Annotated in this window: 11 protein-coding genes; 1 reads left to right on the forward strand and 10 read right to left on the reverse strand. The window is 69.7% G+C overall.

Annotated elements, in window-relative coordinates:
• The first annotated feature begins 90 nt into the window (after window positions 1–90).
• Window positions 91–2,319: a family 43 glycosylhydrolase gene (locus OG202_RS12170; RefSeq protein ID WP_327730320.1), complete on the forward strand. Its 2,229-nt coding sequence runs from the start codon at window positions 91–93 to the stop codon at window positions 2,317–2,319.
• Here the strand turns inward: OG202_RS12170 and OG202_RS12175 are convergent.
• The 10 genes from OG202_RS12175 to OG202_RS12220 all read right to left on the reverse strand — a co-directional run bounded on the left by OG202_RS12175 (window position 2,297) and on the right by OG202_RS12220 (window position 16,099).
• Entirely contained in the window at window positions 2,297–3,916 is a 1,620-nt protein-coding gene (locus OG202_RS12175) for a lipase family alpha/beta hydrolase (RefSeq protein WP_326583692.1), read from the reverse strand. The two genes, OG202_RS12170 and OG202_RS12175, sit on opposite strands and share 23 nt — an antisense overlap.
• Window positions 3,917–4,037: 121 nt before the next feature.
• A complete protein-coding gene (locus tag OG202_RS12180; RefSeq protein WP_326583691.1) occupies window positions 4,038–5,156 on the reverse strand; it encodes a right-handed parallel beta-helix repeat-containing protein in 1,119 nt (372 codons plus the stop codon).
• A 53-nt stretch (window positions 5,157–5,209) separates the two neighbouring features.
• Entirely contained in the window at window positions 5,210–6,460 is a 1,251-nt protein-coding gene (locus OG202_RS12185; RefSeq protein WP_327730319.1) for a dienelactone hydrolase family protein, read from the reverse strand.
• Window positions 6,447–7,484 carry a pectinesterase family protein gene (locus tag OG202_RS12190; protein WP_327730318.1) on the reverse strand — a complete coding sequence of 346 codons (1,038 nt, stop codon included), beginning with the start codon at window positions 7,482–7,484 and terminating at the stop codon, window positions 6,447–6,449. Before OG202_RS12190 ends, OG202_RS12185 begins: the two co-directional genes overlap by 14 nt.
• Before the next feature lies 1 nt (window position 7,485).
• Window positions 7,486–8,601 (reverse strand): pectinesterase family protein, encoded by a 1,116-nt coding sequence (locus OG202_RS12195; protein WP_327730317.1) that lies wholly within the window; start codon window positions 8,599–8,601, stop codon window positions 7,486–7,488.
• The gene (locus tag OG202_RS12200; RefSeq protein ID WP_327730316.1) at window positions 8,601–9,908 is read right to left on the reverse strand and encodes a pectate lyase family protein; all 1,308 of its coding nucleotides are present in this window, start codon (window positions 9,906–9,908) and stop codon (window positions 8,601–8,603) included. The genes OG202_RS12195 and OG202_RS12200 overlap by 1 nt, the downstream gene beginning before the upstream one ends.
• Before the next feature lie 141 nt (window positions 9,909–10,049).
• Window positions 10,050–10,856: a rhamnogalacturonan acetylesterase gene (locus OG202_RS12205; RefSeq protein WP_327730315.1), complete on the reverse strand. Its 807-nt coding sequence runs from the start codon at window positions 10,854–10,856 to the stop codon at window positions 10,050–10,052.
• A 193-nt stretch (window positions 10,857–11,049) separates the two neighbouring features.
• Window positions 11,050–12,393 (reverse strand): ABC transporter substrate-binding protein, encoded by a 1,344-nt coding sequence (locus tag OG202_RS12210; RefSeq protein WP_326583685.1) that lies wholly within the window; start codon window positions 12,391–12,393, stop codon window positions 11,050–11,052.
• Window positions 12,394–12,464: 71 nt separating this feature from the next.
• Window positions 12,465–14,489: a pectinesterase family protein gene (locus tag OG202_RS12215; RefSeq protein WP_327730314.1), complete on the reverse strand. Its 2,025-nt coding sequence runs from the start codon at window positions 14,487–14,489 to the stop codon at window positions 12,465–12,467.
• A gap of 38 nt (window positions 14,490–14,527) precedes the next feature.
• Window positions 14,528–16,099: a family 43 glycosylhydrolase gene (locus tag OG202_RS12220; RefSeq protein WP_443052342.1), complete on the reverse strand. Its 1,572-nt coding sequence runs from the start codon at window positions 16,097–16,099 to the stop codon at window positions 14,528–14,530.

Below are 16,099 nucleotides of genomic sequence, written 5' to 3' on the forward strand. Positions count from 1 at the left end.
ACGCACACCGATTGACGCCCCGTACCGCACTGATGAGACTCCGAGGGCGACTTGGCAAACAGAATCCACCAGACTCCCACAGGATGTGTCATGCGCCCCACCGCCCGTACGCTCCTGCTCCCCCTCCTGGCCCTCTTCCTCGGCCTGCTGGCCGCCCCGCCGGGCGCGGCCCAGCCAGAGCCAGGACCCGCACCACAGTCCGTGCCGACATCCGGGCGGAAGACGGAGTACGCCGGCTATCTCTTCGCCTACTTCACTGGCGAGGGCACCGCCGACGGCGAGCAGATCCGCTACGCCCTCAGCCGTGGCAACGACGCGCTGCACTGGCGGGAGCTGAACGCCGGCCAGCCGGTTCTCACCTCGACCATCGGCGAGAAGGGCCTGCGCGACCCCTTCGTGATCCGCTCTCCCGAGGGCGACAAGTTCTACATGATCGCGACCGATCTGCGCATGTACCGCAACAGCAGCGGCAGTTGGGACCAGGTCCAGAGACACGGTAGCAAGTCGATCATGGTCTGGGAGTCCACGGACCTGGTGCACTGGACCGACCAGCGCCTGGTGAAGGTCTCACCCGACAACGCGGGCAACACCTGGGCCCCGGAGGCGTACTGGGACGACAGCCTCGGTGAGTTCGTCGTCTTCTGGGCGTCGAAGCTGTACGCCGACGACGACCCGGACCACACCGGCTCGACGTACAACAAGATGCTGTACGCGACGACGAAGGACTTCCGCACCTTCAGCGAGCCGAAGGTCTGGAACGACCCGGGCTACTCGGTCATCGACTCGACCGTCGTCAAGCACGACGGCACGTACTACCGCTACACCAAGGACGAGCGCGACCCCACCTCCTCCAGCCCCTGCGCCAAGTTCATCACCGGCGAGAAGTCGACCAGCCTGACCTCGACGACGTACGACTTCGTGGCGGACTGCATCGGCAACGGCGCCATGGACCGCGGCGAGGGGCCGACGGTGTTCAAGTCGAACACCGAGGAGAAGTGGTACCTGTTCATCGACGAGTACGGCGGCCGCGGCTACCTCCCCTTCGAGACGACCGACCTCGACTCCGGCGAGTGGACCCCGTCGACGAACTACCAACTGCCCGCGAGCCCTCGGCACGGCACGGTCATCCCGGTGACGCAGCGGGAGTACGACCGACTGCTGGCCGCGTATCCGGTGAGTCCCACCTCGGTGGTGGACGTGACGGCGAAGGGCCAGGAGGGGCACGCGATCGTCACCGAGGACTCCGCGAAGGTCGTCCTGCCGATGGAGCCCGGCGCGAACCTCGCGCGGCTCGCACCGAGGCTCCAGGTCGGTGAGGGCGCTTCGGTGAGCCCGAGGTCGGGCACGCGCCGCGACTTCCGCAAGCCGCAGAAGTACACGGTCACGGGGGCGGACGGTACGCGGCGCGTCTGGACGGTCGAAGCGGTGCCGACCCGCAGCCCGGTCCTGCCGGGCCTCTACGCCGACCCCGACGTCAAGTACATGAACGGCCGGTACTGGATCTACCCGACGACGGACGGCTTCGCGGGCTGGAGCGGCACGCGGTTCAAGGCGTTCTCGTCGAAGGACCTCGTCCACTGGAAGGACCACGGACAGATCCTCGACCTGGGGCCCGACGTGACCTGGGCCGACAAGAACGCCTGGGCCCCGGCGATCGCCGAACGCGACGGCACGTACTACTTCTACTTCTGCGCCGAGGGGAACATCGGCGTCGCGGTCGCCGACTCCCCCGCCGGCCCGTTCAAGGACGCCCTCGGCAAACCCCTGGTCGCCAAGGGGCGGTTCGGCGGCCAGGCCATCGACCCGTCGGTCTTCGTCGACGACGACGGCCAGGCGTATCTCTACTGGGGCAACGGGCGCGGGTACGTCGTCCCGCTGAACGACGACATGGTGTCGTTCGACCCGACCGCGGTGAAGGACATCACCCCGGACAACTACCGGGAGGGCTCCTTCGTGATCAAGCGGAAGGGCACGTACTACTTCATGTGGTCCGAGGACGACACCCGCAGCGAGAACTACCACGTGGCCTACGCGACCGGACCGTCCCCGCTGGGCCCCTGGACCAAGCAGGGCACGATCCTCTCCAAGCGTCCCGAGTACGGCATCAAGGGGACCGGCCACCACTCGGTGGTGAACGTGCCCGGCACGGACGACTGGTACATGGTGTACCACCGGTTCGCCCTCAACGGCCCCGGCAGGCCCGGCGGGGACGGCACCCACCGGGAGACGACCGTCGACCGCATGGAGTTCGCGGCCGACGGCACGATCCGGCCGGTGGTACCGACCCTGGAGTCGATCAGGCCGGTGCGGCGCCCGTAGTCCGTTCGTCGGTCACCGTCAGCAGCAGGTCCGCCGTGAAGCCGGTCCCACCGACCTGGAAGGTCCAGGTGCCTGGCCCACCCTTGTCGGTGGGCCTCATCGGCCACACCTCCGACACCTGCTCGTCCTCCGCGGCGGCGTGCCCTTCCTCGGTGCTCACCCCCGGCGCCAGGAAGCGCTCGCCGGTGTGGAGGTACAGCGACCACTCCCCCGCGCCATCGGGCACCGCCTGGACGTAGTACTGCTTGCGGAAGACGAGGTTGTCGGAGAATCCGATGCCGAGGCTGTCCCGCTCGTACACCTGGACGTCGAGGCGGAGCACCACGCTCCGGTCCACCGCCCCCTCGGGTTTGGCGGCGGCGTCGACCCAGCCCTCCCAGATCAGCCGGTTCTCGCCCGCCCACCCGGTGGTGGCGTCACCCGGTTCCGAGAGCGGCTTGCTCAACTCCGCGGCGAGATCGGGCAGGTCGTCGGTGAAGTCGTCCTTGCGGAAGGGGCCGTAGTGGTTCTCGGCCTCGCTGCTCTGATGGCACAGGTCGAAGTCGACGAACCGGGGTTTGACGGACACCCCGAGATAGAACTCGCTGCGGCCGAAGAGGTCCCGGCCACGCGTCACCTCGGCCCTGTCCAGTCGCAGCTGCACGTGGTGCGTGCCGTGGAAGAAGCGCATGGCGATCTCGTAGGCCTCGCGCGATGTCACCAGGGAGTCGTCGCCGCCGTGGCATTTGTGGACGAAGGTCCGGGGAGCACCCGGGATCTGGGCGGAGGCCTGCTTGACCAGGCCGTCGCTGCGGTTGTAGGTGAGCGTGCCCCCGTCGATCAGGCCGGCGATGCGATTGCCCAGGGTGGCGAACTTGTTGCTGTAGGAACGGTGGTCCGTGCCGACCACCGTGAGGATCCGCCTGACGGGGAACGGGATGGCCCGGATGTCCGTGCGGTCCGGGTCGAAGGCGGCGATCTCGTCCGCGACCGCGTCGGGCAGGCACTTGACCAGCGCGTCGGGCAGATACTGGAACGCGATCCCCCGGTGCGGTGTGCCCAGGGTGACGATGCGGTGGACGAGGTCCGCGCTGCTGTCCCCCAGCCGGCTCAGGGCGGCCCGGGTGACGAGCCCGCCCATGCTGTGCGCGACGATGTCCACACCGGTGAACTCCTCGTCCGGGCGCATGCCGTGCCGGATGATCTCGATGAGCCTGACCAGCCCTTCCCCGAAGCGGTCGATCTTCCGGGGAAGGAGGTCGTAGTAGCGGTAGATCCACAGGGTCCCGAGGGCTCCCTGGCCCAGCACCTCGCGCGCCATGGGGACGTCCACCACCATGGTGCCGGTGAGCAGGTGCTCGGGCCATCCGTCGTGCTCGCCCGGTCTGGGCTTCTGCTCCTTCTCGTAGTAGCCGACGACGTTGGTCGCGTCCCGGTACGGGTGGAGCCGCGACTTGAGGGCGCGCAGGACGAATCCCTCGTAGATGTAGTTCTCGCCGTAGCGCTCCGCGTAGACGCTGCCGTTGTTGAATCCCTGATACGCGTCACGCCGCTCGTCCGACACACCGGGACCGCCGAATCCGCGAATCAGGATCAGCGGGCGAGGACTACCGACCACGAGGACCACTCCACTCAGATGCGCATGCGCTGTTCGTCGCGCAACACTGTGTGGGGTCGCACCGGCTCCGTGTCGACAGAATCGTTTTGCCCGGCGTGCCGGACGAGCACCGCGCCGGTCGTCAGTTCATCGTCGAGCCGATCGTCGTACTGCCCGTGGTCAGGAAGGTGGTCGCGGGCAGCGTGCCGCTCGACGAACGGGCGTTGTACGTCGAGGAGGCGTCGGTGGAGCGGAACGACGGGGTCGAGATGCCGGAGTCCCAGTTGTTGCCGGACGACACGACGGACGAACCCTTGTTGACCGAGCCGCCGCCGTTACTGACCGCCAGGTTCTTGCCGAGGCGGGCCGCGCCGGTGGCGAAGTAGTAGCCCCACTTGGCGTTGGCGTAGGCGGTGGTGCGGTTGATGACGATGGCGCCCTTGTTGCTGTTCTCGGTGAAGCCGTTGCCCGCGTTGTCCCAGGCGGCCGAGTTGTTGATGACATGGGCCACGGTCTCGCCGTCGCCGCCCAGCTTGTAGCCGTTGCCGTCGCCCGCGAACGCGGAGTCCGACCAGCGGTTCTTGCCGTTGCCCATCGCCCAGGTGTGCTCGACGGTGACGGGCGAGGAGAAGGACCAGAAGTCCAGGCCGTCGTCCGAGTTGTTGTAGAGGCGGGCTCCGGTGATGAGGTTGCCGCTGCCGGAGCCGTACTTCACTGCGATGCCGTCGGCGTTCTCCCCGTGGTTGGCCGGGTCGTAGTGGCCGTAGGAGTCGATGTTGCGGACGGTGTTGTTGGTGGTGCTGTCGCCGGTGAGCGTGAAGCCGGAGTCGCCGCCGTTGATGGTCTTGATGTTGTCCCAGACCGTGGAGGCGCAGGACTGGCAGACGACCGCGCTGTCCGGGGAGTTCTGGAAGGTGATGCCGGAGACGGTCCAGTAGTCGGCGGTCAGCTTGAAGATCCAGTCGCCGTCGGGGAGGTTCGAGCCGTCGATCTTCACGGTCTCCGAGCCGTACGGCTGGAGGTAGATCCGGCTGGACGAGGTGCCGTTCGCCGTCGACTGGATGGTCGCCGTCGGGTAGTACGTGCCGCCGCGCACCTGGATGGTGGTGCCGGCGGTGGCGTTCTTGATGGCGTTCGACAGGTCGGTGGAGTTGCTGACGACCACCGTGGCGGCCTGGGCGGGGGTCGCCAGGATGCCGAGGCCGGCGGCGGTCGCGGCGACGGTGGCGAGAGCGGTGAGGGAGATCCTCGTACGACGCATGGTGTGCGGGTCCTTTCGTCGTGACGCAGAGGGGACGGACGAAAACGGACGTGCTACAGAACGGCGTCCAGCCATGTGAAGGCGTCGTCCTGCACGGGTGCGGTGAACACATGGCCGAGGTCCGGCCGGATGCGGAGGTCCAACCGCTCCCCGGCGTGGCGCGAGCGCCAGACGGCGCGCAGCTTCTCGTGCGCGACCCGGACGCCCTCACTGGTGAAGAGGGGGTCCTGGCCGCCGTGGAGGAAGAGCATCGGCTTGGGGGCGCCGATGCTCGCCACGTCGGGGAAGTCGAGGTACCGGGCGAGCCCGGGATGGAGCATGTAGTAGGAGGACTGGCCGCGCAGGATGTTGTTGCCGGGGACCATGACCTCCTTGAGGCCGGTCATCCAGCACACGCTCGCGGCGGCCGCGATGTCGTCGCTGAGCGCCGCCGTCTGCCAGGCCCGGAACGCGCCCATCGAGAAACCGAGGGCCGCGACCCGGCGCCGGTCCACCCGGTCGAGCCCGGCCAGGAAGGCCGCCGCGCGCACGTCCTCCCGGGCCATGAGCCCGGCGAGCGACGAGCCCAGGTGGTAGAGGTTGCTCGCGAGGGCCTGCTGTTCCTCGTACGTGACCGGGCCCCGGTCGCCCCAGCCGAGCGCGTCGACGGCGAGGACGACGTATCCGCGCCGGGCCAGTTCGTCGCCGACGAACCGTCCGCTGAAGTACCGGTCGGCCCAGCCCTGCGCCGAGGCCAGACGGCTCTCGTCGAACCAGGGCCGGACCAGCTTCTCCTTCCCGATGTCGAACTTGGCGCCGTGGTCGTGCAGGAGGAGGACGGCCGGGAACGGTCCGGTGCCGTGCGGGGTGAGCAGGGCGCCCCTCACCCGGCCGTACCGGGTGAGCGAGAAGGTGACCAACTCCCGTGTGTAGCCCTCGCCTTCGGTCCGCCGCTCACCGAACTCGGGGGCGTAGGGGGTCTCGTCCCGGGCGACGAACAGATGCTCCTCGACCTTCGCCCGGGCCACCCGCCGCCAGGTGCGGAAGTCCCGGATCGGCGAGGTGCCCCAGGCGAGCGGGAAGCGGAGCTCGTCCTTGAGGAGGGGGTGGAAGTCGGGGAGGGTGCCTTCCAGCGCGGCGGCCTCGGTGGCGGCCGCGGCGACGGGCAAGGGCTCCGCCCCGGCCGCCGCCGTTCCCGCCCCCGCGAGGAGCGCCGCCGCCCCGGCGCCCACGACGAACGCGCGGCGCCCCACGGGTCCATGGGCCCCCGGCGAGCCGGGGGCGCCCACCGGCTCGCGACCGCCTGTCGGTTCACCGGCGGCCATACGGCCTCCACTCCCCCAGATACGTCCGCCGCGTGTGGGCCCCGGCTTCGGCGACCGTCAGCTGGGGCCGGTTCTGCGGCACCGTGATCACCGCGCCCGGACCGGAGTTGCCGTACTCGCGAAAGCGCATGCTCTGCCAGGGGTAGGCCTCGCGCATGTTGGTGTAGGGCTCGACGGCGTCGATACCGGGGCCGATCCAGGTGTCCCGCACGACCAGCGAGGGCCAGGCGGTCGTCTCGTACGACGGCACCCAGGGGCGGGCGATCTTGTAGGCGGCGTCCTCGGCGCCGGAGGTGATCCGGCCGCGCAGGGCGAGGAAGCCGTAGGGGTTGGCACGGGCGGTGGCGGGGGCGAAGACCATGCCCTTGGGGGTGAAGGACACGTCCCGCTGGAGGGTGTGGAAGTGGCAGGCGTCGAAGACGGCCCTGGCCCGCCCGAAGACGAAGTCCACGTCACCCTCGATGTAGCAGTGGCGGTAGTACTGCCGGTCGAAGGCGTCGAGCGCGGTGGTGTCCGCGAAGAGGGTGTCCTGGTGGGCGAGGAAGCGGACGTTCTCGAAGTGCGAGCGGTCCCCGGTGACGTACGCGGCGACCGCCTGCGTCCCCGTGTAGTCCGGGTGGTCGGCACGCAGCCAGTCGTTGGCGAGGGTCAGGTCGCGTACGGTCAGGCCGGGCGCCGCCGAGGTGAAGGTGGCGGAGCCCGCGGTGCCGTAGGTACCGCCCTCGGGCCTGGGCGTGCCGTTGGCGCGGTCGAAGACGACGACGGCGGCGCGGGGGTCGCGGGACGCGCCGCGCACGGTCAACTCCCCCTTGTGCGCGGGGATGTTGACGACCTCCCGGTAGGTCCCCGGGTGGACGACGATCGTCCACCCGGGGCCGGTGACGGCGTCGACTGCGGCCTGGACCGACCCGCCGGGCCGGACGTGCAGGACCCGGCGGCCCTGGGTGCCCCGGGCGAGGGCGGGGGTCGTGCCGACGGCCGCCAGGCCGCCGGCGATCCCGGTGAGCAGTGTGCGCCGGCGCATCTCAGCACCTCTCCCACGGGGTCCAGTCGCCGAGGTACGCCTCACGGGTGGCCGACTCGGCCTCCGCGGCCGTCAGTTGGGGCCGGTTCGCGGGGACGGAGACGACGGCCCCCGGTCCGGTGTTCCGGTACTCGGCGAACCGCTGGTCCTGCCAGGGGAAGCCCGCCGACATGTTGGTGTAGGGCGCGACCGCGTCGATCCCGGCACCGAGGCGGCTCTCGCGCACGGTGAGCATGGGCCGGGCGGTGGTGTCCGAGCTGGGCACCCAGGGGCGGGCCAGCTTGTAGTGGGCGTCCGGGGCCTCGCTCGTGATGCGGCCGCCGGTGACCAGGTAGCCGCGCGGGTTGGCGCCGGCCGTGGAGGGGGCGAACACGAACCCGTACGGGGCGGACGCCAGATCGGTCCTGGTCAGCGTGTGGAAGTGGCAGCGGTCGAACACGGCCGTGGCCCGCCCGAAGACAAAGTCCACGTCACCCTCGGCGTAGCAGTCGCGGAAGTACTGCCGGGCGAAGGTGCCAAGTGCCATCGAGTCGGCGTACAGGGTGTCCTGATGCCCGAGGAACCGGCACCGCAGGAACGCCGACCGGTCGCCCTGCACCTTGATGGCGACGGCCTGGGTGCCGCTGACGCCGGGGTGGTCGGCGCGCAGCCAGTCGTTGGCGAAGGTCAGGTCCCGCGCGGTGAACCCGTCGGCCTGCACCAGGGTCGTGGCGGACCCGGTGGTGCCGTAGGTGCCGCCGCCGGGCTTCGGGGTGCCGGCCGCGTTGTCGTACACGACGACGACGTCCCGGGCGTTCCCGGAGGCCCCGATCCAGGTCATCTCCGTACGGGCGACACCGACGGCGACCGTCTCCCGGTACACGCCCGGCGCGAGGACCAGCGTGTATCCGGTGCCGCTCGCGGTCACCGCGGCCTGGACGGTGGTGAAGTCACCGGCGCCGCCGGCGTCCACGTACAGGGTCTGCTCGCTGAGCCGGGCGGACGGCGACCCGTACCGCCCGAAGACCCGGCGCCCGCGGGCGGCCTGGGCGTGGGGCGCGACGCCGAGCGCGAGCGCGGCGCCGACACCGGCGACGACGAACGACCGCCTGCCGAACGTCCGGCCGGAACCGGTCATCAGCAGACCTTCCCGGCGCCCGCGCCGCCCGCGACGATGCCCGGCACGGCACGCGGCGAGTCGACCTTCGTCCGCAGGGTGGGCGTCCACCCGGCGCCGGACTGGAGGGTCTCGGCGGGGATCTCGGCGTTGTGGACGGCGATGAGGTCCGTCAGTCTGCCGTTGACGTAGTTGTTCTGGGCGGTGAGCGGCGACTCGTTCCACTTCTTCAGGGCCTTGCCGACACTGGCACCCGCCGGCAGGGAGATCGCGTTGTCGCTGGCGTGGAGCTGCGAGGAGATGCCGACACCGAAGATGTAGTAGTCGTCCTTCTGCTCGTCGGTGATCACGTAGTGGTTGTTGTAGACGTCCACCTGTCCGAACCGCACGCGCGGGGAACGCTGGAGGATCCCGTCGAAGCGGTTGTGGTGCATGGTGACCTTGAGCTTGCCGGAGTCGGTGGTGGCGAGGCCGTCGCCGTTCCCGATCAGCATGTTCTTGTCGTGGTCCTGGAAGCGGTTCCAGGACACGGTCACGTAGTTGGAGCCGCGCACGATGTCCGTCAGCCCGTCGTGCTGCTGGAAGACCTTGCCGAAGTAGACCGGCCGCTCGCTGTCGGGGTAGCGCCCGTCGGTGAACGTGTTGTGGTCGAGCCACACGTGGTCGGTGCCGTAGACGACCACGGCGTCGTACTCGGAGTTCCAGTTGCCGGTGTTGTTGTCGTCGGTCGGGTCCCACTTCGGGAAGCAGTCGAGCGGGGCCTCGATGGTGAGGTTGCGCATGATGACGTTCGAGACGCCCTTGATCTGGAGGCTGCCGCCGAGGATGCCGGAGTTCTTGCCGACGCCGACGATGGTGGTGTTGCTGGGGATGTTGGCCTTGATCTCCGAGTCCTGGTTGGCGGCGGAGGCGACCCGCGCGTCCTCCTGGGGGCCCATGGCGACCTTGTCGTTGCCGTAGACGGCCGGGTCGTAGTCCTTGAGGTACTGCTGGAGGTCGTAGCCGCCGGCGACGAAGGCCTCGCATCCCTCGGAAACGGCGTCGATCATGCCCTTGACCTTGATGATCTTCGGCGCGTCACCGCCGTCCTTCAGCGCGGCCTTGAACTGCGCCCAGGTGGTCACGGTGTACACGTGCTCGGCACCGGCCGTCGAGCCACCGGCCGTACCACCCTCCGCCGACCCCCAGCCGTCACCTGTACCGAGGACCTGGCGACCGAGGTCACGCCCCTGGGACTGGGCGACACCGGTCCCGGTGACGCCGAGCACGAGTGCGGTGCAGCCGACGACGGCGGTGATGGCATGGGCATGCCAGATACGAGGACGCATGAGTGCGAGTTCCTTTCGAAGCAAAACGGGGGAGGTGGCGCCCCGTCAGGGGCGCGGGGCCATGTCGATCCGCGGCCGCGCCGCATGGAAGCGACCAGCCGCGACGGGGCCGTGGTCAGAAACCGGCCTGCGAGCGGAGAGCTACGCCTCGGGCCACGTGATCCAGGAGTCGGGGATCTCGTCGCCCAGACGCCGCACATCCCGCGGAGCGAGCACCCGCCGCCGCAGCAACTCGGAGGCGACCAACCGCGCCACGGCGATCGCCCCCGGCGGGTTGAAGTGCGTGTTGTCCTGCTCGGTCCCGGTCCAGTTGAAGTACTTCTTGGTCTCCTCGACCCCGAGCTTCTGCCACAACGCGATCGACAGCGCCTGGATGTCGAGGAGCGCGACACCCTCCTCCGCGGCGAGAGCGATCGCCGCTGCCGGATAGTCGCCGTGGGTCGGCACGGCGTTGCCGCCCGAGTCGAACTTTCTGCGCTCGACGGAGGTCGCGAGAAGGGGCCGGGCCCCTCGGGCCCGCGCACCGTCGATGTACTGGCGCAGATAGTCCTGGTAGGTCGTCCACGGCTCGGTGTACCGGGTGGGATCGGCGACCTTGGAGTCGTTGTGCCCGAACTGGATGACGAGGAGGTCCCCGGGCCGAAGGGCGTCGAGGATGACGTCGAGCCGTCCCTCGTCGATGAAGCTCTTCGAACTACGGCCGTTCACGGCGTGGTTGGAGACCTTCAGCCCCGACCGGAGGAAGAACGGGAGCGCCATGCCCCACCCCGTCTCGGGAGCGGCGTCGGCGTACTTCTGCGCGGCGGTGGAATCACCGGCGATATAGATCGTGCGCTCCCGACGGGCCCCGCCGGGCGAGGCCGCGGCGGACGCGGGCCCCGTGGCGGCGACGGCGAGCGGAACAGCGGCGAGCGCCGCGGTGGTGACCTGTCTACGGGTGAGTGACACGTGCGGGTGCCTTTCTCAACAGGCGTGCGGGATAAGGAGGTTGTGCGGTGCCTTCCGAGTGGGGGGTGCCACCCGCGCCCCCGTTTCCTCGGGGGCGCGGGCTGTTGCGAAGTGCGGCTCCGCCGCGTGGGCGCGACCGGCCACGAACCCGCAGCCGGCCACGGACGAACCGGACCGAGCTCTCAGCCCTTCTCTAGCCCTTCTGCTTCTGCCACTCCGCCTGCGCCTTGTTCAACTGGTCGGCCAGCGAGTCCAGGAACTCCTTCGCGCTCGTCTGCCCGTCCATCACCTTCTGGAAGGCCGGCTCGTTGTCGGCCTTGGAGATCGTGTTCCAGTCCGGCAGGTAGTACGGCAGCTGCACGATCGTCGTCGACCCGTCGGTCAGCGCGGCGGCGGCCAGCTTCGTCGGCTCCGCCTCGGAGATCCACGTGTCCTTCGCGGCGTCGTTGTTCGACGGCACCTGCCCGGCCGACTTGTTGAACTTGGAGTTCTCCTCGTGCGAGGTCGCGAACTCGATGAACTTCCAGGCGGCTTCCTTGTTCTTCGAGCTCTTGAACATGCCGAGCCCGTCGACCGGGTTGGACACCTGGACCCGCTTGCCGCCGGGGCCGGTCGGCTGCGGGATGCCCCGGAACTTGTCGCCGAACGCCTTCACATGGTCCTGGTACGAGCCCAGGTTGTGGTTCAGCATCCCGATCGTGCCGGAGTCGAACTGCGCGACCATCTTGGTGAAGTCGTTGTTGAGGTCGGCCGCGGGCGTGACCTTCTTGTAGAGGCCGACGTACTTCTCCAGGGCCTCGACGTTCTTCGGGTCGTTCACGGTGGTCTTCTCACCGCTCGCGTCCCAGAACTCGGTGATCCCGGACTGCCCGTACATCGCGTCCAGCGCCTGCGCGATGGAGCCGGCGCCACCGCGGATGGTGTAGCCGAACTTGTTCTTGTCCTTGTCGGTGAGCTTCTCGGCGGCCTCGTAGAACGTGTCCCAGTCGGTCGGCTCGGCCAGGCCCGCCGCCTTGAACAGGTCGGTGCGGTAGTAGAGGACGCCGTTGTTGGCGGAGGTCGGGATCGAGTAGAGGGCGTCGCCGCCGCCGGCGGACTTCAGCGACTCGACCATCGACTCGTTGAGCTTGCCGCTCAGGGAGGACTTGGAGAGCCGGTCGTCGAGCGGCTCCAGCGCGCCCTGCGCGGCGAAGCCGGCGGCCATGGCCGCGCCGACACCGCCGACGTCCGGCAGGCCGCCGCCCTGGATGGCCGTGTCCACCTTGGACTGGTACTCCGTGGAGGCGATCCCGACGTACTCGACGTCGATGTCCGGGTTGGCCTTCTCGAAGTCGGCGATGACCTCCTTCCAGATGTCGGTGCGGACACCGCCGTTGTTGTCCCAGAAGACGATCTCGCCCTTGCCGCTGCCCTCGGAGCCCTTGTCGCCGCCCGCGCCACTGCCGTCGTCACCACAGGCGGTGGCGGTCAGCGCGAGTACGGATCCCAGGGCGATGGCCACGGCGGCGCGCCTGCTTCTGCGATTGCTGATCTTCATTGAACGGCTCTCTTCTTCTGGATACGAGGGTTATGAAGTTGTGGGGGGTCTGTGCTGTCCCCGGAGCGGACTCAGTGGCCGGCGCGACCGCGATGCGGTGCCCAACCGTCCGTCCCCGCGAGGTACTTGGCGACCGTGTGGGTCGAGGCGTCCGCGCCGTCGAGCTGCGGCCGGTCGGCGGTGACACCGGATCCCGGCCCGTACGTCCGGTACTCCGCGAACCGCGCGTCCTTCCACGAGAAGCCGCTCATGTCCGTCCACGGCGACGACTTGATCGCGGCGGGCAGTTCGGTCTCCCGGAAGAGCACCTGGGCGACGGCGTTCGGCTCGCCGCCCGGGTGCCAGGGCCTGCCGAGGTGGTACGTCCCGGCGGGCGCGTCGCTGACGACCTTCGACCTGGTGATCAGGAACCCGTAGGGGTTGTCCTTCCAGGTCGAGGCGGCCGTGATGTAGCCGTTGTTGCTGTCCGAGCCCCGGCTGAGCGCCTTGATCAGGGAGCGCTCGATCACCGTGGTGGCGCGGCCGTAGACGAAGTCGACATCGCCCTCGATGTACGAGTCGCGGATGTAGACCCGGCTGATGACGTCGAGCTTGGGGCTGTCGGTCATCAGGGTGTCCTGGTTGCCCAGGAAGGCCGTGTTCTCGAAGACGATCCGGTCGCCGGTCGTCTTCACCGCCAGCGCCTGCTCGCCCTTCAGCTCGTGCGCGGCCTCGTCGAAGTCGTTGCTGAAGGTGAGGTTGCGGGCGGTCACGTCACTGGCGACGATCCGCACGGTGGCGCTGCCGGTGGAGCCGCCGTACTCGGCGGGCGTGTCGTAGACGATGACGGTGTCCGAGCGATCTTGTCCAGTCCCCTGCAGCACCAGGTTCGGCTTGTTCGCGGGGACGAGGACCTTCTCGCGGTAGGTGCCGGGCGCGATGCGGATCGTGACGGTGCCGTCGTTGCCGGCGGGCACGGCGTCGACGGCGGCCTGCACGGTCGCGTAGTCGCCGGGGACGTTCAGCGCGGTGTTCGTACCGATGGCCTTCTGGGGGCCCGAGAAGCGCGTGACCAGCGCGGGCACGGCGGCGGCCGGGTCGAGCCGGTAGGCGTAGAAGTCCTTGGGGTCGAAGGCCGTGCCCCAGGCGTCCCGCCGTCCGTCGACGTTCTTCAGGATCGACCCGCGCTGCACCAACTCGGCCGTGGCGTCGGCCTGGTAGGGGTGCTGGACACCGTCGTAGTAGCTGTTCTCGATGACCATCTTCGTCCTGCCGCGCGACCAGTTCCCGTACGTCCACACGGGGTCGCCGTCGGCGACCTGCGCCGAGAGGTAGTTGTTGTAGAGGTGGGCGTAGGCGCAGTTGTCGGCGGAGGGGTTGCGCTGTTTGGTGCCGGTGAACCAGTTGTGGTCGATGGTGATCTCGGTCTGGACGTTGGTCGTCCAGCCGATGCCGAGGGCCTTGTTGTGGTTCTTGAACTGGTTGTGGGAGACGGTGACGTACCGGCTGTCCTTGCGGATGTCGAGGAGTCCGTCGCCCATGTGCTCGAAGCGGTTGTGGTCGATCCAGACGTGGTCGACGGTGTCCATCTGGATCGCGTCGAAGTCGGTCGTCTTGCCGTCCCAGTCGCCCTCGACGTAGGAGTCCCGGATCGTCAGGTTGCGGATGACGACGTTGCTGGTGCCGGGGTTGAGGTGCAGCTCCCCGTGGACGATCTCGCCGGTGTCGCCGACGCCGATGAGCGTCTTGTTCGAGGTCACGACGATGTCCGAGCCGAAGGGCGCCACGTCGATCGCCCCGGCGACGCGGATGACGTACGGCTCCTCGGCGGACGCGTACCTGGCGAGCGAGGCCTGGTCGGTGACCGTGACCACCTTGCCGCCCGCGCCACCGGTGGTCCCGCCGTCGAGGGAGGCGAAGCCGTGCGGCCGGTCGGACCACCGGGGTGCCGCAACAGTCCGGCCGGACTGGGCGGCGATCTCGGCGGACTCGGGGGCAGACCCGGCCGCGGCCTCCGCCGGGGTGAACGCGCCCACGACGAACGAGGCGATCAGGGCGGTGACGGCGGCTAAGGCTCTCCCTCGGTGCGGCAGGCGCTTGCTACGGAGGTGCGTCATTGCGGCTCCCAACAGGCGTACGGGTGACGTGAGTCGAGCTACGAGCGGGTGATCCGGAACTGCGTGAACGTGGCGGCCCCGGCGTGGCCCCCGCCGGTGGGCGCGACCGCGAAGAGGCCGAGCAGGGCACCGACCCAGCGCCAGGGGGTGGCGGCGAAGACCTGTCCCGAGGACTCCCACCCCTCCCCCACGTCGTAGGAGAAGCGGCAGCGCGCCCCGGCCGAGGTCTCGATCCGCAGCCGGGCCCGCCCCCCGGGCGCGGGACGCGGATGGTCGGCGTCCCGCTCCCGCTCGGCAACGGTCTCGGCGAACCGATGGACGAGGTGCACGGTTCCGTCGGCACCCCGCTGGAGTCCGATCCAGCGGAACGCGTCCCCGAGCACCGCGAGTCCCGCCCGCGCCCCCGGCTCCTCGCTGTCGAGCCTCAGCCCCACCTCGATGACGGCCGGGATCCCCGGCAGCCGCTGTGTGAGCACATTCGCCAGTTTCCGCAGGTCGTGCGCGTGCACGGAGCGCACGCACGTCAGCCGCAGCCCGTCGCCGGAGTGCTGGGTGGCCCAGCCGTCCTGCGGGTTCGCGGTCCACTGCCACTGGCGTCCGAAGCGGCCGCCGGGGAAGTCGTCGTCGGTGGCGGGCGCGGCCGGCGGCTGCGGCGGCAGCTCCGGCTTGCGGTGTACGGCGACGGGGGCGCCCTCGTCACCGAGCACGGGCCAGCCGTCCGTGCCCCAGCGCATCGGCTGGAGATGGACGACCCGGCCGTACGCGCCCCGCTGCTGGAAGTGCGCGAACCAGTCCTCGCCGGCCGCCGTGCGCACCCAGCCGCCCTGGTGGGGCCCGTTGACCTCGGTGTCCTTCTGTTCCAGGGCGATCCGTTCCTCGTACGGGCCGAAGAACCCGCGGGAGCGGAAGACGCCCTGCCAGCCGGTCTCCACTCCCCCGGCGGGGGCGAAGATCCAGTACCAGCCGTCGTGGCGGTAGAGCTTGGGGCCCTCCAGCGTGAACCAGCCGGGGAGCCGGTCCGCGTCGACGATGACCTTGCCCTCGTCGAGCAGCCCGGTGCCGTCGGGCCGCATCCGGTGGCCGGTGAGCCGGTTCTTGATGCCGGAGCGGGACCTGGCCCAGGCGTGCACGAGGTACGCCTCGCCGGTCTCCTCGTCCCACAGCGGGCAGGGGTCGATCAGCCCCTTGCCCTCCTTGACCAGGTGCGGCCGGGTCCAAGGGCCCCTGATTCCGGGGGCGTTGACCTGGAAGATGCCGTGGTCGGGGTCGCCCCAGAAGATCCAGAACCGGTCGTCGAAGTGCCGCAGCGAGGGCGCCCACACCCCGCAGTCGTGGCGCGGGACCTTGAACTCGGCTGCCGGTTCGAGGAGTGCGAGCGCGTGGCCGACGAGCGTCCAGTTGACCAGGTCCCGGGAGTGGAGCAGGGGAAGTCCCGGGGCCCGGCCGAAGCTGGAGGCCGTCATGTAGAAGTCGTCGGCCACGCGCAGGACATCGGGGTCGGACCAGTCGGCGTCGAGGATCGGGTTGCGGTAGGTGCCGTCGCCCCGGTCGGCGGAGAAGGCGGGCGCCGAGGTGGCGCCGGCCGCCGTGGTGAGGGCGGCCCCACCCAC

Source organism: Streptomyces sp. NBC_00310 (assembly GCF_036208085.1).
Classification (GTDB): domain Bacteria; phylum Actinomycetota; class Actinomycetes; order Streptomycetales; family Streptomycetaceae; genus Streptomyces.

Excerpts from the sequence above, each read along its gene's own strand:
- OG202_RS12170 (WP_327730320.1), top strand. The coding sequence starts at position 91 with ATGCGCCCCACCGCCCGTACGCTCCTGCTCCCCCTCCTGGCCCTCTTC.
- OG202_RS12180 (WP_326583691.1), bottom strand. The coding sequence starts at position 5,156 with ATGCGTCGTACGAGGATCTCCCTCACCGCTCTCGCCACCGTCGCCGCG.
- OG202_RS12185 (WP_327730319.1), bottom strand. The coding sequence starts at position 6,460 with ATGGCCGCCGGTGAACCGACAGGCGGTCGCGAGCCGGTGGGCGCCCCC.
- OG202_RS12190 (WP_327730318.1), bottom strand. The coding sequence starts at position 7,484 with ATGCGCCGGCGCACACTGCTCACCGGGATCGCCGGCGGCCTGGCGGCC.
- OG202_RS12195 (WP_327730317.1), bottom strand. The coding sequence starts at position 8,601 with ATGACCGGTTCCGGCCGGACGTTCGGCAGGCGGTCGTTCGTCGTCGCC.
- OG202_RS12200 (WP_327730316.1), bottom strand. The coding sequence starts at position 9,908 with ATGCGTCCTCGTATCTGGCATGCCCATGCCATCACCGCCGTCGTCGGC.
- OG202_RS12210 (WP_326583685.1), bottom strand. The coding sequence starts at position 12,393 with ATGAAGATCAGCAATCGCAGAAGCAGGCGCGCCGCCGTGGCCATCGCC.
- OG202_RS12215 (WP_327730314.1), bottom strand. The coding sequence starts at position 14,489 with ATGACGCACCTCCGTAGCAAGCGCCTGCCGCACCGAGGGAGAGCCTTA.